At 72.9% G+C, this 24,921-nt stretch carries 20 protein-coding genes; 3 read left to right on the forward strand and 17 right to left on the reverse strand.

Translation table 11 applies throughout. The annotated features are described in order from the left end of the window. Window positions 1-82: 82 nt before the first annotated feature. The 12 genes from CcI49_RS04625 to CcI49_RS04680 form a co-directional block, all read right to left on the reverse strand. Window positions 83-1,327, reverse strand: a complete 1,245-nt coding sequence (locus CcI49_RS04625) for a hypothetical protein (protein ID WP_076824545.1) — start codon at window positions 1,325-1,327, stop codon at window positions 83-85. Window positions 1,328-1,377: 50 nt separating this feature from the next. Continuing rightward, entirely contained in the window at window positions 1,378-2,463 is a 1,086-nt protein-coding gene (locus CcI49_RS04630; RefSeq protein WP_054567517.1) for a class I SAM-dependent methyltransferase, read from the reverse strand. 203 nt (window positions 2,464-2,666) lie between these two features. Beyond that, a complete protein-coding gene (locus CcI49_RS04635) occupies window positions 2,667-3,797 on the reverse strand; it encodes an acetamidase/formamidase family protein (protein ID WP_076824547.1) in 1,131 nt (376 codons plus the stop codon). Continuing rightward, entirely contained in the window at window positions 3,794-5,095 is a 1,302-nt protein-coding gene (locus CcI49_RS04640; RefSeq protein WP_241839893.1) for an aromatic ring-hydroxylating dioxygenase subunit alpha, read from the reverse strand. The genes CcI49_RS04635 and CcI49_RS04640 overlap by 4 nt, the downstream gene beginning before the upstream one ends. Window positions 5,096-5,144: 49 nt before the next feature. Continuing rightward, window positions 5,145-6,527, reverse strand: a complete 1,383-nt coding sequence (locus tag CcI49_RS04645) for an amidohydrolase (RefSeq protein ID WP_241839894.1) — start codon at window positions 6,525-6,527, stop codon at window positions 5,145-5,147. Between the two features lie 110 nt (window positions 6,528-6,637). Further along, the gene (locus CcI49_RS04650; protein WP_076824551.1) at window positions 6,638-7,708 is read right to left on the reverse strand and encodes a class I SAM-dependent methyltransferase; all 1,071 of its coding nucleotides are present in this window, start codon (window positions 7,706-7,708) and stop codon (window positions 6,638-6,640) included. Next, window positions 7,705-8,748: an alcohol dehydrogenase catalytic domain-containing protein gene (locus CcI49_RS04655; protein ID WP_076824553.1), complete on the reverse strand. Its 1,044-nt coding sequence runs from the start codon at window positions 8,746-8,748 to the stop codon at window positions 7,705-7,707. Before CcI49_RS04655 ends, CcI49_RS04650 begins: the two co-directional genes overlap by 4 nt. A gap of 365 nt (window positions 8,749-9,113) precedes the next feature. After that, window positions 9,114-9,398 carry a hypothetical protein gene (locus CcI49_RS04660; protein ID WP_054567898.1) on the reverse strand — a complete coding sequence of 95 codons (285 nt, stop codon included), beginning with the start codon at window positions 9,396-9,398 and terminating at the stop codon, window positions 9,114-9,116. A 285-nt stretch (window positions 9,399-9,683) separates the two neighbouring features. Then, window positions 9,684-10,265, reverse strand: a complete 582-nt coding sequence (locus tag CcI49_RS04665) for a DUF1003 domain-containing protein (RefSeq protein WP_076824555.1) — start codon at window positions 10,263-10,265, stop codon at window positions 9,684-9,686. A 163-nt stretch (window positions 10,266-10,428) separates the two neighbouring features. Continuing rightward, complete coding sequence (locus CcI49_RS04670; RefSeq protein ID WP_076824557.1) at window positions 10,429-11,820, reverse strand: helix-turn-helix domain-containing protein; 1,392 nt, start codon at window positions 11,818-11,820, stop codon at window positions 10,429-10,431. Window positions 11,821-11,969: 149 nt separating this feature from the next. After that, a complete protein-coding gene (locus CcI49_RS04675; RefSeq protein WP_063793130.1) occupies window positions 11,970-12,497 on the reverse strand; it encodes a nuclear transport factor 2 family protein in 528 nt (175 codons plus the stop codon). Then, on the reverse strand, window positions 12,494-12,985 hold the full coding sequence (locus CcI49_RS04680; RefSeq protein ID WP_076824924.1) for a VOC family protein: 492 nt from the start codon (window positions 12,983-12,985) through the stop codon (window positions 12,494-12,496). The genes CcI49_RS04675 and CcI49_RS04680 overlap by 4 nt, the downstream gene beginning before the upstream one ends. Before the next feature lie 375 nt (window positions 12,986-13,360). Between CcI49_RS04680 and CcI49_RS04685 the strand changes: the two genes are divergently transcribed. Further along, on the forward strand, window positions 13,361-16,306 hold the full coding sequence (locus tag CcI49_RS04685; RefSeq protein WP_241839895.1) for an ATP-binding SpoIIE family protein phosphatase: 2,946 nt from the start codon (window positions 13,361-13,363) through the stop codon (window positions 16,304-16,306). A 100-nt stretch (window positions 16,307-16,406) separates the two neighbouring features. Here the strand turns inward: CcI49_RS04685 and CcI49_RS04690 are convergent, their stop codons facing one another. After that, window positions 16,407-17,420 carry a zinc-binding dehydrogenase gene (locus CcI49_RS04690; RefSeq protein ID WP_054567525.1) on the reverse strand — a complete coding sequence of 338 codons (1,014 nt, stop codon included), beginning with the start codon at window positions 17,418-17,420 and terminating at the stop codon, window positions 16,407-16,409. A 664-nt stretch (window positions 17,421-18,084) separates the two neighbouring features. On the opposite strand from CcI49_RS04690, the gene CcI49_RS04695 reads away from it, so the two are divergent. After that, window positions 18,085-18,870: a GntR family transcriptional regulator gene (locus CcI49_RS04695; RefSeq protein ID WP_054567526.1), complete on the forward strand. Its 786-nt coding sequence runs from the start codon at window positions 18,085-18,087 to the stop codon at window positions 18,868-18,870. Between the two features lie 85 nt (window positions 18,871-18,955). On the opposite strand, the gene CcI49_RS04700 is transcribed toward CcI49_RS04695, so the two are convergent. From CcI49_RS04700 to CcI49_RS04710, 3 genes are all read right to left on the reverse strand, one after another. Beyond that, window positions 18,956-19,588 (reverse strand): GntR family transcriptional regulator, encoded by a 633-nt coding sequence (locus CcI49_RS04700; RefSeq protein WP_054567527.1) that lies wholly within the window; start codon window positions 19,586-19,588, stop codon window positions 18,956-18,958. Between the two features lie 324 nt (window positions 19,589-19,912). Next, window positions 19,913-21,337 carry a hypothetical protein gene (locus CcI49_RS04705; protein WP_076824559.1) on the reverse strand — a complete coding sequence of 475 codons (1,425 nt, stop codon included), beginning with the start codon at window positions 21,335-21,337 and terminating at the stop codon, window positions 19,913-19,915. A 125-nt stretch (window positions 21,338-21,462) separates the two neighbouring features. Beyond that, window positions 21,463-22,206, reverse strand: coding sequence for an NIPSNAP family protein (locus tag CcI49_RS04710; RefSeq protein ID WP_076824561.1), 744 nt, complete (start codon window positions 22,204-22,206; stop codon window positions 21,463-21,465). A gap of 155 nt (window positions 22,207-22,361) precedes the next feature. Here CcI49_RS04710 and CcI49_RS04715 point away from each other — a divergent pair, with 155 nt between their 5' ends. Further along, entirely contained in the window at window positions 22,362-23,501 is a 1,140-nt protein-coding gene (locus tag CcI49_RS04715) for an acyl-CoA dehydrogenase family protein (RefSeq protein WP_076824563.1), read from the forward strand. A 195-nt stretch (window positions 23,502-23,696) separates the two neighbouring features. Here CcI49_RS04715 and CcI49_RS04720 read toward each other — a convergent pair whose 3' ends face one another. Next, window positions 23,697-24,911, reverse strand: coding sequence for an acetyl-CoA C-acetyltransferase (locus CcI49_RS04720; protein WP_076824565.1), 1,215 nt, complete (start codon window positions 24,909-24,911; stop codon window positions 23,697-23,699). Window positions 24,912-24,921 lie beyond the last annotated feature (10 nt).

Genomic DNA, 24,921 nt, shown 5'->3' on the forward strand with positions numbered 1-24,921 from the left:
GTCGACCACCCTTCGGGCTCGAACCGATCGCAGGGTTGCCGCGGGCGCTCCGTACGCGGCGGGCCGGCTGCCAGCGCCGGGATCAGGTCTCAGCGCTGAACAGTGCGGCGAACCGGCGGGCGAGGGTGGCCGCGTGCAGGTCGGTGAGGCGCCCGACCGGAATCTCCGCGACCGGGCCGGCCAGGCCCGCCACCAGCGCGGGCAGGCGGCGGCGCATCCGGGCTGGTGAGGCGCCCAGGCACGCGGCGGTGGCGTCGAGGCTGCCGTCCGTCTCCAGCCACGCGCGCAGCAGATCGACATCCGCGGGGGTCAGGCCGGCCAGTGTCCGCTCGGTGAAGGCCCTCAGGCGTTGCGGCGGGAGGCCGACGAGCAGCCGTTCCAGCCCCAGGTCGTCGAAGAGCAACGACGTCCGCTCCCGGTCACCGGGACGCGAACGGTCGTCCCGCGCCGAGGCACCGCCCCTCGCCGCGGTGGCGTCCCGTACAGGGTGGCCAGCCTGCGCGTGGCCGGCGCGCAGCAGGGCCAGGACCGTGTCCGCCGCGCCGAAGGAGGTGGCGGTCTCCGACGGGTCGACCGGGTCGCCCGGCACCACCGGCCCCGCGGCGGCGAGAACCGCGCCCGGTGAGCCGAGCTGGAAGGCGAGGTGCCGCGTCAGCCGGCCGAGCTCGGCCGGCACGTCACCGGACAGCAGCGTCCATGCCCGGTCACCGTCGCGAAGCACCGGGAAGCCGATCACCTCACAGGCCCTCACCCAGGCGTCCTGGTCGCTGCCGCGGTGCCACAGCGCCGCACCCGCGTGGGGGATGCGGACGTCCAGCCCGGCGCTCTCCGCGACGCGGACGAACTCGGCTGCCGGCCGGATCGCGCCATGCCGCAGGTCGTCGATCACCACATCGACCCCGCGGGCGAGGCCGGCGGCGTGGGCGTCGCGCCGCAGCGCCACGATGGCGAGCGCCGTGGCGGCGGCCTCGACCAGTCGATCGGCGTACGCCTGGTCGGCGTCGAGCAGGAGCGCGCCCAGGTAGCGCTGTCCGATGCGCACCGGGCCGCCGTGCCCGCGCCAGCCGTCCCGGCACACGACGGCGGCCGGGCCGAGCGCGGGACGGACCAGCAGGGCGGCCAGCGCGACGGCGGAGCTGCCCGCGACCGGCCCCCGCGGGGTCGACGGCTCGGACGCGGCCAGCAGCGCTCCGGTCAGGTCGAGCAGCCGGAACACCCGGCCGGTGGCGGTGGCGAGCAGGCCGAGCAGGGTGCCCCACCCCGCGCCGTCGAAAGCCGCCTCGACGAGGTCGGCTTCCAGCCCGGCCAGGTCCGGAGCTGCACGCACGGAAGCTGTATGCGCGGAAGCTGCCGGCAAGGAAGCCACCGGGGGCACGACTACCATGCCCCCGGTGGCTCGGTGGCGATGACGGCCAGCTGGCCGGGCAGCAGCGAACGGACAGCCCAGGGCACCAGGCCCACCTCGGCCAGCCACGACATCAGCACCGGCAGCTCGATCACCTCGGCCTCCCAGGTGTTCGCCAGCAGGGTCAGCGCCATCGACTGCGGCAGCGCGGCTTCGAGGTCGCGGCCGGTCGGAGGCTGCGCCGGGCGGTAGTAGTCGGAGATCACGACGAAGCCGCCGGGGCGCATCGCTCCCCTGGCTCGCAGCAACAGCGCCTTGGCCAGGTCGGCGGACTGCAGCCCGAGGACGTGCCCGATGGTCACCACCGCTGCCTCCCCGACGGGCAGGACGGCGTCCAGATAGCTGCCGGCCTGCACCTCGAGACGGTCGGCCACCCCGTGGGTGGCTGCCGCGGCCTGCGCGAACGGGATGATCGACGGCAGGTCGACGGCGAGAGCGCGCGCCCGCGGCCAGACCTGCAGCATCCCGATCGCCCACGGAGCGGCGCCCGCGCCGAGGTCGAGCACCAGCGCGTCCGGGCCGGGATCGGGCAGGTCGGCGGCAACGGCGGCGGCGACCGCCCGCTGGGTGGGCGCGCTCGCCTGGGCGAGCCTCCCGTAGAACAGGCCGGCGTCGTCCTCGACGGACCGGGTCGGCCGGCCGCGCCGCAGGGTGGCCGACAGTTCCGGCCAGGCGGACGTCGGACCGGGCGAGAAGCGCAGCATGTCGGCCATGGACAGCTCGGAGCCGCGCAGCAGGAAGCACCGCGCCGCCGGGGTGAGCGCGAAACGACGCTCCCCGGCGGCCTCCAGCAGGCCGGCGGCGACCAGGTAGTCCAGGACGACGACGAGCCGGGTCGGCGCGACCTCGGTGCGCGCCGCGAGCTCGTCCACCCCGCCGGGCCCGTCCGCGAGCGCCTCGAAGACACCCAGGTCGAGCGCGGCGACGACCGCCCAGTAGCGGGTGTAGCCGGCGATGACCTCCCAGATCGGCAACGGCGGGCCGGCGGGGAAGAGCGTCCCCTCCAGGTCCGGGCCGGCCTCGGCCCACGCCGCGTGCGCTCCCACCTGCTCCACCACATGCCCTCCGGGGGTACCACCAGGCCTCGCCGGACCTGGTCAGGCCGGATTCACCCGCGGGCGGCACGGCGGGAACGACAGCCCAGGCATCGTATGCACGGGATCGAACCGTTTTCTCCGCCGCCCGCCCGCGCCGGCGGCGAACGCGGCCGCGGCTGCGGCGGAGGCTGCGGTCGCGCCGGCCGCGGCTTCGGGCAAAAGGATCACGCCGCCGGGAAGTCGCTCTTGCGGATCTTGCAGTGGACGCCCTTGACGTCGTCGACGACCTGGCTGACAGCGAAGTCTCCGGCGGCGGACAGATACGCCATCGCGGCGGCGCGGCTCATCCCCATCCGCGTCGACAGGAACGCGACGGCGGCCCGGGTCGCCTTGCGCATCGCCTCGTCGAGGTCGCGGTCCATGCCGAGCGGCAGCCAGTAGGCGTCCGTCTCACCGAAGGGCTCACGCAGCACACCGACGACCCGGTCGGCCTCGGCGCCGCGCAGGACGTCCAGCACCACCGTGGCGCGCAGCGGTGCCTCCAGCGCGGTGAGCGCGACCTCGCCGTCGCCCTGCGCGTAGTGCGGGTCGCCGACGTAGAACAGCCCACCGTCGACCTGGACGGGCAGGTAGAACGTGCTGCCGGCGCCGAGCATCGCCACGTCGACGTTGCCGCCGTGGCCGCCCGGTGGCACCGACGGCACCGGTTCGGTGACGTTCGGCGCGACTCCCATCACGCCGAGGAACGGGGCCAGCGGGAACACCGCCTCCGCGCCGGGCAGGCCCGGGTTGCCGAACGGCAGCACCCCGTAGTCGCGGCCGCCGGAGCGGCGGGTCCGGACGAACGTGCACACCGAGCCGTAGCGGTCGGGATGGGCGACGTCGGCGTCCGGGTGGCGGACGGTGCCCTCCGGGAACTCGCCGGCCAGGCAGCCCAGCCCGTGCCGGTTGCTGATCACACCGAACGGGGCGCGCAGGTCGAGGCCGACCACCCGGACCCGCAGCAGGTCCCCGGCCACCGCCCCGTCGACCTGGATGGGGCCGGTCACGACATGTGGCCCGGCGTCGAAGTCGTGCGCGATGCCGGACGCGGCGATCGCCACCTGGTCGGCCGGCACCTCGCCCGGCCGCGCGCCGTGCGCACCGAAGTACGCCAGCGGGTCCCGGCCCTGATCCTCCATGATCCCCTCATGGCTGACCGTGTCGATGGTGACCGCGCTGCCCGGCGCGACCCGCAGAACGGGTGCCGACTCGGCGTTGGGCAGCCAGCCCCAGCGGACGGTGTCCGGTGTCGAGGGCAGGTACGCGGCGCCGTCGGTGCCTGCGGCCACCGAGCCGGTGCTCAGGGTAGTCATCGGGAACTCCGGAGGAAACTCCGGCCTTCAGGCCGGGGAGGAATCCGGTTTCCCGCCGAGCGGACCGTCGCCACGGTTGGCGCGGCGGGATCGGCCGGCACCGGTCCCGCGCCGGCTGCGGAAACCGCGGCGTCATCGGCGCCCGGCCAGTGCGCCGTGTAGCGGCGGACCAGCCAGCGGTTGAACTGCGCCTGCGCCTCCTCCAGGTAGGAGTAGCGCCCGCGCGGGGCGAACCGGCTGGTCAGCCCCTGCTGGACGCCGGTCGTCGCCTCGACGTCCTGGGCGACGATGCCGTTGACCCCGGCGTTGGAAAGCTCGTACTTCTCCTCGAAGAGGCGGTCGCGCAGCGCGTCCGGATGGAACAGGTAGTTCACATCCACCGCGATGTGCCCGGCATCGACCGGACGAATCAGGAAGTAGAACGCCTGGTCCGGCGCGACCCCGATGCACAGCGTCGGCGGGACGAGCGCGAACGCCGCGCGGGAGCGCTCCTCCTCGGTGATTCCCGGGAAGACCGGCAGCAGCGCGCGCTGCAACGCGTTGAAACCGCCGTCGGGGTAGAGAAAGCCGTTCGTACGGGCGATAGCCGCGTCATCCTCGTCGTAGGGCAGGAACTCCGAGCGGTCGCTCGGGCAGAAGTCGTGCACGCCGGCGTGAAGCCGGCTCGCATGGTAGCCGTCGTTGAAGTTCTCGAACATCACCTTCCAGTTCCAGGGCATGGAGGGACTTGAGAAGGAGTTCCGGGTGACGCACCGCTCGAGCTCGAAGTTCGCCAGCAGCGCGTCGAGCTTCGCCAGCCTCGGTGCCAGCGGCGACGGGTCGGCCCGCAGGCTGGTGAAGACGAAGCCCTGCCACTGCTCGACGGGCAGTGACGGCAGGCCGTGCCGGGAACGGTCGAAGCCCTCCGTGCGGCCCATCTCGCGGGCGCCGACCAGCCTGCCGTCGAGGCCGTACGTCCAGTGGTGGTAGGCGCATTTGAAGGCGCGGCAGTTTCCGCTGCCCTCGCTCACCAGCATTGCGCGGTGCTGGCAGACCGGGGAGAGCACCCGGATCCGCCCGTCCTGCCCGTGGACCATGGTGAGCCGTTCACCGATGATGTCGACGTTGACGAAGTCGCCCGGGTTCGGCACGTCGGACGCCCGGCCGAGGCAGAGCCATTCCTGGCCGAAGACGGCCTCCTTCTCGAAGGCGAAGAACTCCGCGTCGGTGTAGACGGCAGGTGGCAGCGTGACCGCCTGCGCGGTCGGCCGCACGGAGTCGACGAAGGATTCCAGCAGCTGCGGGGTGAGTACCGTCATGGCGTCTTCCTGATAGGCGGAATGCAGAGGCGGAGCTGCTGGCGGGCGGTCAGACCAGCGTCCAGCGGGATTTCGCGGGCAGTCCGGAGCGGGCCGTGATCGCCTCTCCGGCCGTCTGCGCGGCGGCGTAGAGCGCCTCCTCGTCGATCACCGTGTGGTGGTAGTTCTCGACCACGCGGCGGCCGTCGACCCACACGCTGTGCACACCGCGGCCGTCGGCGGACCACACCAGCTGGTTGGCGACGTTGAGCAGCGGGCGCCATTCGGGGCGGTCGGTGTCGTGCGCGACGAGGTCGGCCCTGCGTCCGGGCGCCAGCACCCCGATCTCGTCGGCCAGGCCGAGGCCGCGGGCACCGCCGACGGTCGCCATCGCGAACGCCTCCTCGGCGGGGAACATCGTCGGGTCCTGGCGGCCGTCCTTGAACAGCCCGGCGACCAGGTAGGTCGCGCGCATCAGGTCGGAGTAGTTGCTGGCGTTGTTGCCGTCGGTGCCGATGGCGACGTTGACCCCGCGGGCGGCCATCTCGGGAAACCTCCCGATCCGCGTCACGCCGTAGGAGACCTTCAGCGCCGTCGTCGGGCAGTGCGCGACGGACGTCCCCGTCCGCGCGAGCAGGTCGATCTCGGCGTCGTCGACGTGCACCGCATGGGTGAGGATCACGTTGTCCCCGAGCACGCCGAGGTCGGCGAGGTGCTCCATCGGCCGGCGCCCGTAGGTGGCGAGGAAGTACGCCGGGTCGACCTCGGCCGGCGACATGTGGAACGACAGCCCGGTGCCGCGTTCGCGGGCGAGCCCGGCCGCCGCCTGCCACAGCTCGTCGCTGCAGGTGTTGTGGCCGACGAGGATCGGCCAGGCGGCGATCCGCCCGTCGGCGGCGGTGGCGAACCGGTCGAGCTCGTCGACCAGCCCCTTGATGGCGTCGTCGGTGTTCTGCCGGTAGACGTCCGGCTCCGGTGGCAGGTCCCAGGTCCAGCGGCCGACCCGGCCACGGATGCCGGTCTCTTCGAGCCCGTCGACGACGGCGTCGAGGAAGCGGATCGTGCCCGCCTCCAGGAAGCTGGTGGTGCCGCTGCGCAGCATCTCCAGGGCGGCGAGCTGGCCGGACAGCCGCTCCTCCGGCTCGTTGTAGGCGGCGTAGAGCGGGCAGAGCCAGGCGAAGACGTTCTCCTCGAAGGGGGTGTCGTCCGGGACGTAGCCGCGGGTCAGCGGCTCGCCGGTGATGTGGATGTGCGTGTTCACCAGGCCCGGCGTCAGCACGAACCGACGTCCGTCGACGGTCTCGGCGGCCCGGTACCCGGCGAGGATCTCGGCGGTCGGGCCGACGGCGGCGATCGTGTCACCGGCGATCGCGACCGCGCCGTCGCGCAGGACCCGGCGCTCGTCGTCCATGGTGACCACGACCGCTCCGGCGATGATCGTGTCGACCGGCACAGGCGCGCCGGCCGGCACCGCCGCGGGCACAGAGGCCGATGGGGAGCCAGCTGGAGATAGGTCCTCGGGAGGCATCGTCACTTCCGGTTCCTGGTTGTGGGTGAGGGATGTCAGGGGCGGCGTGCGGTCATCACGGTCTGGCCGGGCAGCGGCTGGAGCGTCGCCGCCGGTTCGAGGCCTGCCGCCCGCATCCAGCCGTGCAGGTCGGCGACCCGGAAAACGCCGTCGCCGCCGGTTGACGCGAGCATGGTGAGGCCCATGAGCAGGGCCGGAGCGGACGGTGCGGTGGGCACCTCCGGCCGCGGGTAGTCGGCGACGACCAGCGTGCCGCCCGGCCGCAGCGCCGCCGCGGCCCGTGCCACCAGCCGGCGCGCTCCCGCGACGGACTCGGCCCGCAGCACATGGCCGAGGACGACGACGTCGGCGGCGGCGTCCGGAAGCTCCACCTGGTGGTAATCGCCCGCCACCACCCGCACCCGGGCACCGGCCCGCACGGCGTCGACCGCGGCATCACCCACCGCGGCGATCGCCCCTTCGGTTACGGCGACGACCTCGGGCAGCTCCACCGCGAGCGCGCGGGCCCGCGGCCACGCCGTCAGGAACGCCAGTGTCCACGGTGCGGCGCCGGCGCCCAGATCGATCACCAGCGGGTCCGGCCCGATCGGGCTCAGCGTGTCGACGACCGCGCGGGCGACCTGCCGTTGCACGGGAGCGGTGGCCGAGGCCAAGGCGGGATAGAAGCCGCCCGGGTCGTCCTCGATCCGCACCGCCGGCGCGCCGCGGCGCAGCGTCCGGGCGAGCTCCGGCCACCGCTCGTGCGGCCCTGGCGCGCCGCGGACCAGCGCCACCATCGTCCTCGGTGCGCCGGCAAGCAGATACGTTGCCGCGACCGCACTGAGCCGATAGCCGACGGCAGGCTCGTGGGTGAGCAGGCCGAGCGCCACCAGGGTGTCGGCGAGCAGCGCCGTCCGGTGCTCGTCCACGCCGACTGCCACGGCCAGCACGGATGCCGGCCGCGGGCCTGCGGCCAGCTGTTCGAGCAGGCCCAGGTCCAGCGCGGCGACGACCGCCCAGTACCGGGTGAAGCCGTGGATCACCTCCCAGACCGGGGCCGGGCCGGGCACGACCGGCTCCGCGGCGACCTCCGTCGACGAGCTCGGGTCGCTCAGGTCGACGCTCACGGCCGGAGCAGGAGCTTGCCGACGGCCCGGCGCTCCTCCAGCCGGGACTGCGCCGCGGCGGCGTCGGCGAGCGGGAACTCCTCGTCCACCGGCGTCACCAGGCCGCCACGCCAGTAACGCTCCAGCACCTCGCCGAACTCGCGAGCCGGGTACGGGTCGGAGCCGAGCAGCTTCAGGCCGAAGTGGAAGCTGTATTCCAGCGGCACCGTCGCCTCGGCGCCGGAGGTGTCGCCGACGAACACCAGCCGCCCGCGGGGCGCCAGGCTGAACAGGGACGCCGGCCACGTCGCCGGGCCGACATGGTCGAGCACCATGTCCACACCGCGGCCGCCGGTCGCCTCCCGTACCGCGCCCACCACCTGCTCGGACGGTGTGCCCGCCCCGGCGAGGATCAGATGGTCGGCGCCGATGCCGCCGGCGAACGCCAGCTTGTCGGTGCTGCTCGCGGTCGCGATGACGGTCGCGCCGAGCTGCTTGGCGAGCTGCACCGCGGCGAGGCTCACCCCGCTGGCGGCGGCGTGCACCAGCAGCGTCTCGCCCTCGCGAAGGCCACCGACCGGGCTCAGCGCGTGCCAGGCCGTGGTCCAGATCGTCGGCAGCAGCGCCGCCTCCGCCAGCGGGACATGATCGGGGACGAGATGTGCGTTCAACGCGGGGACCAGCACATATTCGGCGTAGCCGCCGGGAGCGTTGCCGCCGAGCACCCGCGTGTCCGGGCAGAAACCGTCGTCGCCCCGCAGGCAGGTCTCGCACTTCCGGCACGGCACCGCCGGATTGACCACCACCCGGTCGCCCTCACGCAGCTCACCAGCCGCCGGGCCGACCGCCACGACCGTGCCGGCGATGTCCATTCCCGCGATGTGCGGGGACGCGAACCCGGGTATCTTCGCCGGACCGCGGCGCTGCATGACGTCCAGGTGGTTCAGGCCGCAGGCCGCGACCTGGACGACGACCTCGCCGGCCCCCGGAACAGGGTCGGGAACGGTCTCGACCGCGAGCACCTCCACGCCACCGAACCCGTGCTGTACGACCGCCCGCACTCACGCCTCCCGTAGTTTCTGGCAGTTATCCATGCCAACGCCGACCACAGCCGGTACCGGTCTTCTCCCTGGCGAGCCGGCCGGGCGGGGGATTCGGCGGAGCCGTTTCCCGCGCCGGCACCGACGCTAGGTCCCGGCGGCGTCAGGCCCGATGTGCCGGGCGCACAAACGCTGGTCGGACCCACCCGCTCGGCGACTGTCACCGGAACTGCCAGGACAGCGGACGTAGCACTCCCGAAACGGAGCACGCCGGGCGACATGACCAGTCGCCCGGCGTGGCCAGGGGATACCGAGGAGGGGCGAGGTGCCTGCCATCCACGGTCGTCGTGCGGTCAGAACGGATCAGGACGTGGCCCGGGAACGGATCAGGACGGGACCTGTACCGCGTAGACCTGCTCGTGGTCGGCGGGGGTCCACATCCAGCCGGCGCCCAACCGGGAGCCCAGCACGTCGGCGGCGCGTACCGGGTATGGCTCCTCCGGGTTCGTCATTCCCCAACGCCGCGCGATCGTGTGGGCCTCCGCACGCGCGGAGGTGACTGCCTCCTCCTCCGCCGCGTACACGCCGATAATCCTCAGCACCGGCTCCTCGATGATTCCGCATTCGATACAGCCGACCTTGCAGACGAGCCAGCTCACGTTATTTCGCACCGAACCCACCCTCCGCATTCACGATATTTCCAGGTGCCGATGCGCACGCTCCTGAACCGCCGAACGAGCGGCTTTCAGAATGCGCGACCACAACGTGAGTTCAGACGAACTCACGGCGGCCAGGTTACGTAACAGACCATCGGGACCCGCGCTTCGCCCGTTATGGGGTGGGCCACCGGTTAGCCGCACGCCGCTGACCAGCCATCGGCGGCCGGAACAGCCCGAGATCCGGAACCATCGGCAGACACGAAAGGTGGGCGAGGACGAATCACCTTCGGTGTTCGATCACGCTGACTCCGGCAGGCTGGCGGGTTCCGGCGTACCTGGAAGGCCCCCGGGCGGATCCGCCGGACTGCCGTCGAGCCGGGCCCGGCTCTGCGCGACAAGCCGCTGGACCTCCAGTTCGACCTGCTCCGCGTCAAGCCCCAGCGAACGGCCTATGTGGGCTGACCAGACCTCGGAACGCAGATTCGTCTCGAAGTCGATGTCGGCACGGATGTTGTCCCGGGCAGCCTGGCGATTCTGGCTCACCATGACGAAGGTCGACAGGAAGATCGCCTCCAGGCTGACGACCATCGTGAGCAGACCGAACGGGTACGGGTCGAAGACCGCCGCACTGCCGAACACGCCCAGGTTGACCAGGATCCATCCGGCGAACCACACCGCGTGCAGATAGGCGAAGCGCATCCTTCCCGCGGACCTGGTGATCGCGTCCGCGACCCGCTCCTCGGTCCCGCGCATGCGGGCGAAGGTCTCCCGCTCGTGGGGCAACGTGACCAGCGAGCGGTGCGGCGTGGCGGTGACGCTGTCCGCAGGCGACGGCGCGTTGGCGTCGCCTGCGCCCCGCTGCCCCGGCGTAAGGGTCACGACGCGTCTCCTCCTGCCCGGCCTGTCGGCCCTCCCGGCGCGCACCATTCTCGCAAGGCCATCGGCGGCGGCGTTGCCCGCGGACGGCCCAAGCTGGCCACATCGGCGGGCTCATCCGGGCGGTACCGGACCTGGTGCCCCGGCGGTCCGGGAGGCCGGGAGGCTACGTCGGAACCGGCCGACGCTCGGTGACCGACTCGTCGGCGGAAGCCGTGGGCGCCGCCGACAGTGCCTGGAGGACCTCGCGGGCCACCACCGCGGCGTGCAGGCGCCACATGCGGGTCGGTTCGTCGTCCTGCAGACCGAGCAGTTCCCTGACCCGGTTCATCCGGTAGCCGACCGAGTTGCGGTGGACGTGGATGCGTTCGGCCACCGCGGCCCGGCTCCCGTTGGTCTCCAGCCAGGCGGCCAGGGTGACGAACAGGTCGGGCCGTTCGAGCAGCGGGCCGAGCTCGGCGCGGGTGAACGCCTCCAGACGGCTGCGCGGCACCGCGAGCAGCAGGCCGGCCAGGCCCAGCTCCGAGTGCACCAGCGTCATCCCGTCGCCGCGATGGCGCAGCAGGGCCAGCACCGCCTCCGCCTCGCTGAACGAGGATGTCGTCTCGGCGAGGTCGAAGCCGTTGTCGGTAACGACCGGGCCGGCGGCCGCGAGGACGGGGCGGTCCGGCCCGACCATGCCCTGCAGGCGGTCCCGGATGCGGCCGAGCTCGCGCTCGATGTCGCCGGTGAGCACCGTCCAGCCCAGCTCACCGTCCCGCGCGGTGGGCGACTCGATCCAGGTGAGGCCGGTGCCCCAGGCCCGCCCATGCCGGCCGTCGTAGAAGAACAGGGCGGCGGCGTGCGGAACGGCCAGGTCGAGACCGAAGCGCGCGGCGGAGCGCAGCATCTCGTCGTGGCCTCGTGGTGATCCGAAACGGAGCTCGTTCGCCAGTCGGCTGGCGCTTTCCGCCCGCGCGGCGGCCTCCGCGTCCCGCCGCACCGCGACGATCGCCAGTGCGGTCCGCGCGGCGTTGACCAGTGCGTCGAGGCCATCCCGATCATCATCGGCGGCATCCTGGCCAGCGCTGCCGGCTTCCGTTTCCGGGGCCGGCGGGCCGACACCGATCAGGAGCAGCCCGACGTAGCGCGAGCCGGCCTGGACGGTCGCGCCCCGGCCGCGCCAGCCGTCCGCACAGGTCACCTCGGTGTATCCGGGCCGGGTCAGCAGCGCGGTCAGTCCGCCGCTCACTCCGGCGGCTGACGCAGCTGACCCGGCTGACCCAGCCGTTCCCGCCGGGCCTGCCCAGCCGGTCGTTCCCGCCGGGCCCGGCGGGTTCGCCGCGACGACGTCGCCGTGCACGCCCAGCAGCCGCACCGGACGACCGGCCGCGGCCGCGAGCCGGCGGATGACCGGGCGCCAGTCGCTGCCCGACAGCGCGAGCTCGGTCAGCTCCCGGGCCAGCGCGGTGATGTCCGGCGCAGGCCGGGTGATGCCGGGCGCAGGCCACGGACCGCCCTGGGGCTCGGTGGGCGCCTGCGGCGCCACAGTCGTCGCGACGCGGTTGCTGGGTGACACCCTGGCGTCACGTCCTCTCGAGCCCGTGTGGGCGGTTGCGGGCTTCCCACCTGCGGGTTCGCAGGTCCAGCGGGCAGGATTACACAACGCGGCGGCAGCTCGGAACCGACGTGCGCAGATGGCGCGACGACGCGCCGGAGCGTGCCGGATCAGTCCGCCGCGGCGGCCCCCGCCGGCGTCGCCGCGCCGCCGGCGGGCCGCGCCCCGGCGGGAACCGCCCCGCTGTCCCAGTAGTCAACGCGGTGCGCGACGAGTCCGGCCCGCAGGGTGAGCATCCACAGACCGCGGATCCGCAGCGCCCCCTCGGGCATCGACGCCGTCATCAGGTACGGCACAGCGACCCGATCACCGGCCGCGACCGGGTCACCGTCCGGGACGTACCGCAGCCCCGGGAAGGCCGCGAGGAAGCCGGGCAGGCGCTCCCGGTAGGCAGCCCGCCCGACACAGCCCCGGCCCGCCGGCGAGGCGTGCTCGTTGCGGAAGTCCTCGGTCACACAGGCCGCGACAGCGTCCGGATCACCGGCGTTGAGTGCCGCGATGTAGGCCGCGGCCGGCCGGGGCAGGCCGGGCCATGTCGCCGGCTCCCCGCCCAGCGCCTGCTCTCCGCGCGTCTGCTCTCCGCGAGCCTGCTCCCAGCCGAGCGCCGAGGTTCCGTCCGTGGGTGGTGCGGAGGTCACGACTTCGGGCCCCACAGTTCGCGGACGGTCGAGAACACCCGCTGGTTGTGGCTGAACTCGATCACGTTGCCGTCCGGGTCGGTGACGGCGCAGATGTAGCCGATCGGGTCCGGCATGTCCCGGGGCTCCCAGTGCAGGCAGCCGGCGTCCCGGGCCCGGTCGGCGGCCTTGTCCACGTCCGCGCGGGTAGGCAGCTCGATGCCGATGTGCGCGAACGGCTTCATGATCCCCTGCTGGCTGCCCCRCGCGTTGTTGAACGCCGCGAGGACCAGCACGAACGGCGTCTCCCACTGGCCGGGGTTGGACAGCCAGGCGTTGCGGCCGTCGGCGTCCTCCCGTTCGGCCACCACGACCAGCGGAGTCATGCTCGTGTAGAAGGCGACGGACGCGTCCAGGTCGCCCGACGGCAGCGCGATGTGGGTCCAGCGCGGCTGCGCGAGCCCCGACCCACCCGTGACCGCGGCGGCGCTGTCGCTCTCAGACCGCACGCTCTCAGGCCGCACGCTCTCAGGCCGCGCCGTACTCTCAGGCCGCGATGTGGTCTCAGGCCGCGCTGCTGTTGTCGCTTCGATCGTCACCCGACGTCACTCCTCATGCTCCGCCCACGTGGCGAGATGGTGCGTCCACGTGGTCCGCCTGTCGCGGTCGCTCCCCGCCCGGCCGTCTGGAACTCCTACCCGGTTCGGCCGCCGGTGCCACGTCCGCCGGGCACCCACCGTCGTGCCGAGATGCTAGGAACGGCCCGGTACCCGCACCGATGTGCCAGAAGCACAAAAGATCCGGGCTGCCACCCCGGTGCGCCGGGTCCGCGTTACACGTTCCGGTCGCGGCCGCGACCGGTCTGGCCGGCTAGGCATCCCCGAATGTCTGAAGAGGTGCTTTTCGCCGATCCCGGGTATACATGGGCAGTGGACAACGGCTCGGCCGCGCCGGACCCGTGGCCAGCGGCGGAGCCGGTAGCGGCGGCGCGGGCGGCTGACGGCTGGCTGCTGCGAGGCCGCTGGATCCTGGCCAGCGAGCCCTCGGCCCCGGCCATGGTCCGCCGGCTGATCAAGGCCGCGCTGGCCGGGGACGCGTGGGCTGACGATCTTCGTCCCGACGTCGCCCTCATCGCGAGCGAGCTGACGGCGAACGCCTGGCTGCATGGCCTGCCACCCGTCGAGGCCCGGCTTTTCGCCGCCCAGGAGGCCGTGCGCATCGAGATCAGTGACGGCAGCCCCACTCCCCCGGTGTGCCCGCCGGTCGGTGGGCAGGGGCTGACCGGCCGCGGCCTCGGGCTGGTCGCCGCCCTCGCCACCCGGTGGGGGGTCGACGGCGCCGGTGTCAGCGGCAAGGTCGTCTGGGCGGAGCTGGCCCGCGGGTGCGCCGACTCGGGCACCGCGCCGATCATCGACACCTCCATCGACGCCGACCCTTCGGCGGCCGGTCGGGCCAGCTTCAACGTCAGGCTCGGGGACGTCCCGACGGATCTCCTGCTCGCGGCGAAAAACCATGTCGACGGGCTGGTCCGGGAGTTCACCCTGGCCACCACAGGTGCGCAGGCCGGGTCGAGCGGGCCGCTGCCCACCAGGCTGGCCGAACTGCTGCGGATCGTGACCACCCGCTTCTCCGAGCCCCGCAAGGCGATCAAACGGCAGGCGCTGGCCGCCGCGGCGGCCGGCCTCCCGCGCACCACCCTGGACCTCGCCCTGTCACCCCGTTCCGCGGTCGCGGGCGAGGCCTACCTCGCGGCGCTGGAGGAGATCGAGAGCTACGCCCGCGCGGCCCGGCTGCTGACCCTGCAGTCACCGCCGCAACATGTCGCCTTCCGCCGCTGGTACGTCCGCGCGCTGGTCGACCAGCTGCGGGCGCTGGAGGGCGGCGGCGGCCCGATCACGACACCGAGCTTCGAGCAGTACCTGCTCAACACCCTCGACGCGGAGGTTCTCGCCGGCCGGGCCACCGAACGCGCGGCCCGGCTGCAGCGGGTCACCGCCGCGCTGGCCAGCGCGACAACCGCGGAGCAGGTCGCGGACGTCGTCGTCTCCGAAAGCGTGACCGCCCTGGCCGCGTCGGGTGGCGTCCTGCTCGTGCCGGCGGATCCCGGCCACGCCGGGCAGCGCGGCGGTCAGGTGCTGATCCCGGGCGCGGTCGGGTACGGCGAGGAGCTGATGGCCCAGCTGCGTGCCGAGCGCCTCGACGACCGGCTGCCCGCCGTGGACGCGCTGCGCAACGGTCGGGCGATCTGGTTGGAGTCCCGCGCCGAGTGCTACCTGCGCTATCCGGATCTGGCCCGGCTGGAGCCGTCGGTGGTGGCCATGTGCTGCCTACCGCTGGTGGTCACCAGGCAGGTGCTCGGCGCGCTGCGCTTCTCGTTCGACCATTCGCGCCTGTTCGACGCCGACGAGCGGAACTTCATCGAGGCGCTGGCCGCGCAGACCGCGCTGGCGCTGGAACGAGCCCGCCTGTTCACCGCCGAGCGCCGCGCCAGGGAGCGGGCCGCGTTCCTCACCTCCGCGAGCGACCTGTTCGCCTCGACGCTCGACTCCGGCCGGATCCTCGAACGCCTCCTGCGGCTGCTGGTACCGCGGCATTCCGCGGCGGCGGCCAGCTGGCGGATCCCACCGCACGGCATCTCGGCGGCGGTCCCGCTCGACGCCACCGTCGTCACCGCCGCCACCGGCGGGGCGGACGTCGTCCGGACGCAAGGCGTCCCACCACCGGGCCCGGTGGTGGCGGCGGCCGGGCGGGGCGCGGTCGTCCGTGAGCCGACCACGGGCACGGTGGCGTTCCCGCTCATCGTCGCCGGGCGCACCGCCGCCGTCGTCGCCCTGGGCCGCGCCGGCTTCGCGGACGGCTCGGCAGACGGCACCGCGGACGGCACAGCCGACGACACAGCGGGCAGCACGGCGGACGACGCCAGCCGGCCCGGCCGCGCCCCCGCCAGGCTTCCCGGCGGCACCACCTTCGCAGCCGCTGCCTTCCCGGACACCGCCTTCCCGGACACCGCCTTCGCCGGCACCGCCGGGGCGGACACCGCTTCCGAGGACGAGGCACTGGTCGAGGAGCTCATCCGCCGTGCGAGCGGTGCGTTCGGGAACGCGCTCCAGTTCGAGCGCGAGCGCGAGATCGCGGTGACGCTGCAGCGCAGCCTGCTGCCCCGCCGGCTGCCGCGCGTCGCCGGGCTCACCTTCGCCTGGCGCTACCTGCCGGGCAGCGCGGGTGCGCTGGTCGGCGGCGACTGGTACGACGTTCTCGCCCTGGAGGGTGGCCGGGCCGCGCTCATCATCGGCGACGTCATGGGGCACGGGCTGCACGCCGCCGCGACCATGGGGCAGCTGCGCGCGACCGCGCGGGCCTACGCCCTGGACAGCTTCCGGCCCGCCGCCATCCTCACCGCGCTCGACGCCGCGATGAACCGCCTGGAGCAGGCGAGCATCAGCACCGTGACGACGGCCGTCCTCGACCCGCGCCGCCGGGTGCTCACCGTGGCCTCGGCCGGCCACCTCCCGCCGTTGCTGATCCCGCGTCGGCGGCGGCCCTGGTTCCCGCCCGTGGAGCCGGGGCCGCCGTTGGGTGCCGGCGTCGCGGACTACCCGGAGCTGGAGGTGCCGCTGGAGCCCGGAAGCACCGTGGTGCTGTTCACCGACGGGCTCGTCGAGGACCGTTCCCGGCCCATCGACCAGGGCCTGGAGCTGCTCCGCCGCCACGCGGCGCCCGGTCTGTCACCCGAACGGCTCTGCGACGGCCTGCTCGCCACCCTCGACCGGACCCACGGCAACGAGGACGACGTGGCGATGCTCGCCGTCAGCCTGACGGACGCCGACTGACCGCTGACCGGCCAACCGCTGACCGGCCAACCACTGAACGACCAGCCACTGATCGGCCAGCCACTGACCGACTGGTCCGCAGGCTGGCCGCGGTTTCGCCTCAGGGAGCCAGGATGAGGCGCAGCGGGTTTCCCTCCTTGGTGTGCATGCGCCGGACCGCGACGCTCGCCTTGCCCAGCGGCAGGACGTCGGTGATGGAACGGGAGAAGTCGAGCCGGCCGTGGTCGACCAGGTCGACCAGCCGCGGCACGACGTCGTCGCCCGAGCCGAAGTGCCCCATGATCCGGTGCTTGCGGTAGCTGAAGGTCGTGCTGTCCCGCAGTGTCAGGGGCCGGCCGGACAGCCCGACGACCACCAGGCGGCCCTCCTCCGCGAGCACGCCCAGCACCTGGTCGTAGACCGAGGCGACCCCGGCGAAGTCGAAGGCCGCGTTCAGCCCGGCGCCCTCGGTGAGGAAGAGGATCTGGTCCTTGAGCGTCGGGTCGCGGGGATCGAGGGCGAGATCGGCGCCGAGCTCCAGTGCCCGTGCCCGCGCGCCCGGCACCGGATCGACCGCCACGAGCGGATAGGCGCACACGGCCCGGAGCAACTGGATCGCGTGCGAGCCCAGACCGCCCACACCCCACACGCCGGCCGCCTCGCCAGGGCGGACCTGCGCGGTGTTGACGATCGCGCTCCAGGGGGTGGAGACGGCGTCCGGAATGATGGCGGCCTGCTCGAAGGGGATCGAGTCCGGCAGGGCGAAGATCGAGTCGACGCTGGCCAGCGCGTAGTCGGCCCAGCCGCCGTCGTAGTCGACACCGCGGGTGTAGGTCTCGCCGTCCCTGATCTCGCCGGCCTGCAGGACGACCCGCTGGCCGATGGACCATCCGCCGACCTCGGGCCCGAGCTCCGCGATCGTGCCCGCGACCTCGTGCCCGATCGTGACGGTGTCCTCGGCGAGATGGCGCGGCCGGCCGAGCGATCCGTCGATGAGGTGGACGTCCGACATGCACACCCCGGCCGCCGCGACCTTCACCAGCACCTGCCAGGGCCCGGGCACCGGCCTGGGGACGTCCTCGATCGTCAGGGTGCGGCTGGGGACGTGGAGGCGGGCCGCCCGCATCAGGTCCACGGATATCTTCCTCCGAATCTTCGTCGAGGTGGCAGGTATGTGCCGTAGCCGGCCGAGCCCGTTCGCCAGGGTCCGTTCACTGCGGTGACCGCATGAATCGCACCCTCTCAGCAGACGACAATTCCCCAACAGGACGTAGTGCGGCAACAGGCCATCGGCCCTTCGTGGGACCAGGTACCTGGATGATTCCATCTCCGCCGCCACGCCGGGCGCGCAGGTCCCCGTCCGGCCCGGCGGTGTGCATCAACGCACCGAACCCTTTYCTCCGGATCAGCTGCGACGACCGGCCCCGGGCATTCTCGTCGCATTGTCCCGCAATCCGGGGCGCAGCCGTGGACCATCGTCCAACTTGCCCGTTTCACCCGATTTAACCCACTGTTTCCCTGCCCGGACGTCGCCTGGCCGCGCGGGCGGCATGTCCCGGTCCGCGGCGGCCCGGACCACCCTCGGGTGCCTCGGTCCCACACCGGCCGGGCGGCGTCGCCGCCCACCGGGCAGGGTTGGGTACCGCCGGCAGGTAGGGTTATCAACTGCAAGAACTCGCCCGCCTCGTGGTGCCGGACCACAGCGGTGCGTTGATCGCGCACCGTACGCGTTGATCGCGCGCCGTGCGGATGGACCACCTCGGCCGCCGAAGCGGCCGACGCAGAGAAGGTCGACGAGGGTGGACGAGCCGAGGAGAGCACGCAACCGCGAGCGGGTGGTGCCGCGGGAGAAGCCGCAGCGCATCGCCGACGAGCTGCGGCGGCTCATCATCCAGGGCGAGCTGGCGGACGGCGAGTCCCTCGGGCACGAACCAGACCTGGTCGCCCGTTTCGGTGTCTCCCGCCCGTCACTGCGCGAGGCACTGCGCATCCTCGAGGCCGAGGGCCTGATCTCGGTCAAGCGCGGTGTCCTCGGCGGCATCGTGGCGCACCGGCCCAACCATCGGATGACCGCCCGCACGGCCGCCCTGGTCCTGCAGGCACGCGACGTCCCGCTGGCGGACGTGTACGAGGCGCGCAGCACGCTCGAACGCTTCGCCGCCCAGATCGTCGCTGGCTCCGACAGCCATCAGGAAGCCGCCACCGAGCTGCGCCGGCTGACCGCCGAGCAGCTCGAGGTCATCGACGATCCGGAGCGGTTCGGTCAGGCCAACTCGCGGTTCCATGCCCGGCTGGTCGAACTGGCCGGGAACCAGACGCTGGGCATCGTCGCGGAGATGCTCAACGAGATCGTCGCACGCGCCGTCGCCGCGGTGAGCCACCCGGAGGACGGTGGGGACCCGCTGGAGTCGGAGGAGACGCGCCTGCGCGGCCTTCGTTCCCAGGCCCGTCTCGCCGCACTCGTGGAGGCCGGTGACGCCTCGGCGGCCGAGAGGCACTGGGCGGAGCACATGGCGGTCGTCGGGCGGGTCCTGCTGGCTCACCGCGCGAAGACCGTGATCGACCTGATGCAGCACGAGTACTGAGCCTCCTCCGCGGAGAAGGCTCAGCGAGTGCCGGGTCGGTGGCCACGGCCGTTCGCGCGGCCGAGAACGATCGCGGTCGAGAACGCTACGACGTGCCGTCGGGGGCCCAGAGGATGTTACGGGTCCTCAGCATGGTGACGACGCGTTCTCCGTGCTGTTCGAGCAACGCGACGAACGCCGCTTCGGCACTCGCGCCGTCCCGCGCCTTCACCGCCCGGTAGACAGCGGAGATGCCCTTCTTCTGCGGCGTGATCGTGCCCGGGACGAGCGCGAAGAAGTTCCCCGGCACGATGCCCATCATCAGGCGGCTCATCGCCTTGAGCCGGGGCGAGGCCGCCAGTGCGAAGATCTGCCGGAGAAACACCTCGTTCGCGTCGAGCACCACCTCCGGGTCGGTCGCCGCGTGCAGCGTACGCTCCGCCGTCCGCAACCGGCCGATGCCCTCGTCATCGCCACGCTCGGTCGCACGCGCCGCCGCGAACCCGTAGAGCATGCCGAGGATGCCGTAGTGGTCACGGACCGAGTTCTCGTCCAGACCGTGCACGAAGGCGCCGCGGTGCAGCTCGTTGGTCACCCAGCCCTCACGGTCGAGGACGATGATCGCCTCCCGCACCGGAATCCGGCTCACGCCGAGCTCCTCGGCGATCTCGTCCTGGCGCACATGATCACCCTGGCGCAGCACGCCCGAGAAAATCAGGTTGCGGATGTGCTCCGCCACCTGGGCACCGCTGCTGCGGCGATCAATCGCCGGGCGGCGGCCGGACGCATGTTCCGCGACGGGCGCCGACGGGACTCGGCCATGGGCAGGTATCGGGGGGCTCCTTCTCGTCATCCGGCGCTGACGCCAGGCACCGGATCTCTCCATGCCGCCCAGCGCAAGACTGAGACAGCCTGCCAATCGTATCCAAGCTACGCACCGCACCGGCCCAGGCCCACGCTGGTCAGCGCCGATCCGCACCGGTCGGAGACAATGCTGAGACACAGACGGACACCGGAAGATCCGGTGAGGCTGGACAGGGCGGTACGGCCCCCGGCCGGCCGGTCACCCGGGTAGCCGGCCGGGCCAGGCGAGCGGCGGGCCGGCCACACCAACCAGCTCCGCGGTCGCCGAGAAGTCGACCGGAACCTCGATCACATGCACGCCGGGCTTCGCCAGCGCCGCCGCGAGCCGATCACGGTGTGCCTGCGCCGAGCGCAGATCGCCGCCATCGCCCCAGATCTCGATCACGATCGTTCCTGGGGCACCAGCCGCCCGGTCAAGCAGTGTGCCGGCCACTCCGGTCGTGGGCAGGGCGTCGACCACCGCTACGGCGGACCCGCCCGGCCGGGACGCCGCGCCGAGCGCACCGGCCAGCGCCACGCCCGCCGAGCCGACCGGTGGCACCCGGACACTGCCGAGCCGGGTCGTCGGCAGCGCCCGGGCGACCCAGAGCGCGGCATGGCCGGGCTGCGTCCAGACGGCGGCGCCGTCCGGCAGCATCTCGGCGATGTCGGCGGCGGCCCGCGCGGGGTTCAGCGGCGCGGCGGTCTGCTGGTAAAGCGGCTGCACGACCGCGGCCAGCTCCCGGTAGAGCCGCGGACGCTCGCCGCCGGCCTGGACGCCGGCCCCGCCGCGTGGGCGCAGCGCGGCCGGGGCGCCCATCAGCTCCTCCGGTGCCAGCTCGAGGATCTGATCCAGCCGCACGCCCGCGGCCCGCAGCAGGTCTGTCGGCCACTCGTCGGCGTCGAGCCCCACGGCGACGACGAGCCCGGACCCGCTGGCGCCGGCGAGCGCCAGGTCGAGTTCCTGCAGGCCACCGGTCCCCAGGTGGAAGGGACTGTCCCAGCGGAACAGGCCTTTGGCCGTGAAGGTGTTCAGCACACCCAGGCCGGTGCGCTCGGCGAACGCCCGCAACTGCTCGACGGCACCGGACCGGATCACGCCCCGGCCCGCGAGGATGAGATCGACCGGCGGCACAGCGCCCGCGTCGTCGGAGGTGACGGCGCCCGCACCGGCCGGGAAACGGGCCGCGAGACCGGGGTCGGCCCACAGCCGCGGCACGCCGGGCTGGTCCGCGGACGCGCCGCCCGCCGCGGATGACGCGGCCGACGCGGGAAGTACGGCCCCTGCCGGTGGTACGAGCGGCTGGGGTGGCGCGGCCGGGTCGAATCCGAGCCGGACGGCGATCACACCCAGGCCTCGCCGGCGGGCCTCGGCAACCTCGGCGACGACATCCGCCGGTGTGGAGACCGGCGTGGGCCGCGCCGCCGCTGTGACGGGGCGCGACACCAGGGTGAGCACATCGCCGTCGAGCACCGCCCCGAGGCCGCCGCCCATCGTGCCTTCGGCCTCCGCGACGAGCAGCGCGCTCGGCAGGTCGGGAGCATCCAGGCATGCGACCTCGCCGCCGCCCCCGAGCGGCGGCCCGCCAGGCGTGCAGGCCAGGACACCGACACCCAGCCGTGCGAGCAGATCCATCAGTGCCATGCCACCTCCACCGATCGCTGCTAGGATAATTTATACAAAATCAGTGCCGAGGGCACACCCAGTCCGGGACGCCGGGCGGGCACCGGCGAGCTCCAGCCAGGGGAGGAACCACGATCAACAAGACGTCACAGATCCTGCCACCCTTCCTCCCGATCCGCCCGGCTCGGCTGCCGACCGATCCGCAGCGGTGACAGCGGAGCATCCCGCATGAGGAACCTGTGTCGCGACTCGCTGGCATCCAGCAGCCGGCGGTGCCATTGGCCCGCGCCCGAGCTCCGGTCCAGCGTGGCCTTTTCGAGGTCGGCCCACTCCGCCCAGCTCGGAATAGCCCAGATCAGCACGCATTCGGCATCATCCGCCATGGCCGTGTGGAATGCGCCGACCAGCTGCCACCCATGTTCGGTATAACGCGGAATCGCCTCCTCCGCGACCACGGAGAGGAATTCCGGCGCAGTGCCCCGCGGCACCCTGATCATTTCATGCGCGTACAGCTCGCCGCGCACACCGTCGGCACAGAGCTCGGAAATGGTGCGGGTCCAGGGGGCCGGAACGAGGATCCGGTCGAATCCGCCGCTGCGGTACTCGGCCGCCTCCAGCCACCATTTCTCGAGCTTCGGGTCCTGGAACGTGGCGCTGGACGTCTCATGCTGCAGGCCGGCGGCCAGCCCGTCGAAGCCGTCCTCCTCCCACAGGTTCACGACCTGCGGCCACCGGCCCGTCGTGCCGACGACGCCCCAGACCCCGTAGCAGAGCTGATTACGCTCCTCCTGCGCGATCGGGCTCCAGTTCGCCGTCATGTGGTGGACGTAACGGGCCCTGTTCGAACCCTTGATATCAATGAACTCGTGCGTGTAGACCTTGGTATTCACGGATCACGCCCTCCCGGCCTCCCGAACGGGGCCAAAGCATGCATCAGACGGTTCCGACAGAATAACTGGTGTCCTGTTCTGATGGCTAGTACCGTTTTCGCGATAACCACCGGCCACCTTGGCCGTCCGGCGACACCGAACATTCGGGAGGTTCGATGACCTCGTCGTTCAGCACGGAACTCGAAGAACTACGCTCAGCGGTCCGGTCGTTCCTCGACGACACCACCGGGGAGAGCGCGGTCCGGGCGTACCTGGGCGCCGCCGAGGAATTCGATCGCACCGCGTGGTCGGTCCTGGCCGAGCAGCTCGGCCTGCTCGGGCTCGCCATTCCGGAGGAGTACGGCGGCGCCGACCACGGCTTCACCGAACTGGCGGTGGTGTTCGAGGAGATGGGCCGGGCCCTGTACGGCGGCCCGTTCCTGGCCACCGTCGCGGCGGGCCAGGCGATCCTGCTCATCGGGGACGCCGCGGCCAGCGCGGACCTGCTGCCCGCGATCGCCTCCGGCCAGACCGTGGCCACCGTCGCCGTCGCCGAGCGCGACGGGCGCTGGGAGGAGGCCTCCGTCCAGACCCGCGCGACCCGCACCGGTGACGGTGACGGCGGAGCCGGCTGGCGCCTCGACGGCACCAAGATGTTCGTGCTCGACGGCTGCGCCGCGGACCTGATCCTCGTCGCCGCGCGCACCGACCGCGGTGTCGGCCTGTTCGCCGTCGACGCCGCGACCGCCGGCACAGCCGGTGGGTTGCGGCGCACCCCGCTGGCGACCCTCGACCAGACCCGGAAGCAGGCCCGCATCGACCTCGACGGTGTCGAGGCCCGGCTGATCGGCGCCGAGGGAGCCGGGTGGGCCGCGGTCGAGGGCACCTACCAGCGTGTTCTGGTCGCGCTCGCGGCGGAGCAGGTCGGCGGCGCGGCCAGGGCCCTGGACATGGCGGTGGACTACGCCCGCTCCCGGTTCCAGTTCGGCCGGCCCGTCGGCTCCTTCCAGTCGATCAAGCACAAGTGTGCGGACATCCTGATCGAGGTCGAGTCGGCCCGTTCGGCCGCCTACGCGGCCGCGGCGGCCGCCGCGGCCGACGACCCGGAGCTGCCGCTGCTGGCGAGCCTCGCGGCCGCCTACTGCACGGAGGCCCACCTGCACGCCGCGTCGGAGAACATCCAGATCCACGGAGGCATCGGCTTCACCTGGGAGCACCCGGCCCACCTGTACTTCAAGCGGGCGTCCAGTGCACGGTTGATGTTCGGGGACCCGGCCTACCACCGGGAGCGGGTCGCCCAGCTCATCCCCGAGTGAGCGGGCCCCCCGTGTGAGCGGACGGCACGCCGCCGCGTTGGTGAAGCTCACGCTCCACCAACGCGGCTGAACCTCTGGTTTCGACCGGGCGAGCGCGAAGATCTGAGGATCTCGGCCGTTCCAGCAACCAGCATCCTCAGATCTTGCTCGGCAGCAGCGGAGCCCCGCCGCGCGCCAGACGCCAGGCGCTAGGCGCTAGGCGGGGATGCGCTCGAAGACCGCGGTGATGCCCTGCCCGCCGCCGATGCACAGGGTTTCCAGCCCGTAGCGGACCTCACGGCGGTGCATCTCGTGCAGCAGCGTCGCGAGGATCCGCCCGCCGGTCGCGGCGACCGGGTGCCCGAGCGAGATCCCGGAGCCGTTCACGTTGAAACGGTCCCAGTCCGCGGCGCCGAACCCCCACTCGCGGGTGCAGGCCAGCACCTGCGCCGCGAAGGCCTCGTTCAGCTCGATCAGATCGATGTCCGAGAGCTTCAGGCCGGCGCGCTCCAGCGCCTTGGCGGTCGCCGGCACCGGTCCGATGCCCATCCGCGACGGTTCCACGCCGGCGGCGGCCCAGCTCACCAGACGGGCCAGCGGACGCAGCCCGAGCCGCTCGGCCGCCTCCGGGTGCGTCACCACACATGCCGACGCCCCGTCGTTCTGCCCGCTGGAGTTCCCGGCGGTGACGGTCGACTCCGGGTCGGTGCGGCCCATCACCGGCCGCAGCCGGGCCAGTGACTCGAGGGTGGTGTCCGCGCGAGGATGCTCGTCGGTGTCCACCACCGTCGCTCCGCCGCGCTTCGGCACGGACACGGGGATGATCTCCTCGGCGAACCGGCCGGCGGCCTGCGCGGCGACGGCCCGCTGGTGCGAGCGCAACGCGAACTCGTCCTGCTCGGCCCGGGGGATCCCGTACTCGCGCCGCAGGTTCTCCGCCGTCTCGATCATCCCGCCGGGTACCGGGTGGTTCTCGCCACCGGCGGTGACCCGCCCGCGGGCGAGCGCGTCGTGCAGGGTCAGGTTGCCGCCGCGCGCACCCCACCGCAGCTCGGTGGAGTAGAAGGCCGCGTTGCTCATGCTCTCCGCACCGCCGGCGATGACCACCTCGGCGACGCCGGTCTGCACCTGCATCGCGGCCAGGGCCATCGCCTGGACCCCCGATCCGCACCTGCGGTCGAGCTGCAGGCCGGGGACGGTGATGTCCAGGCCGGCGTCCAGCGCGACGACGCGGCCCAGTGCCGGGGCCTCCATCGTCGGGTAGCAGGAGCCGAACACCACGTCGTCGACGTCCGCCGAGCCCAGACCCGTCCGCTCCAGCAGCCCACGCACGACCGCCGCGCCGAGCGCGTGCGCACTCAGCGGCTGCAGTGCCCCGCCGTAGCGGCCGACCGCGGTTCGAACCGGCTCGCAGATCACCGCTTCACGCATCACACACCAT

The sequence above is a fragment of the Frankia sp. CcI49 genome (assembly GCF_001983215.1).
Taxonomy (GTDB): Bacteria; Actinomycetota; Actinomycetes; order Frankiales; family Frankiaceae; genus Parafrankia; species Parafrankia irregularis.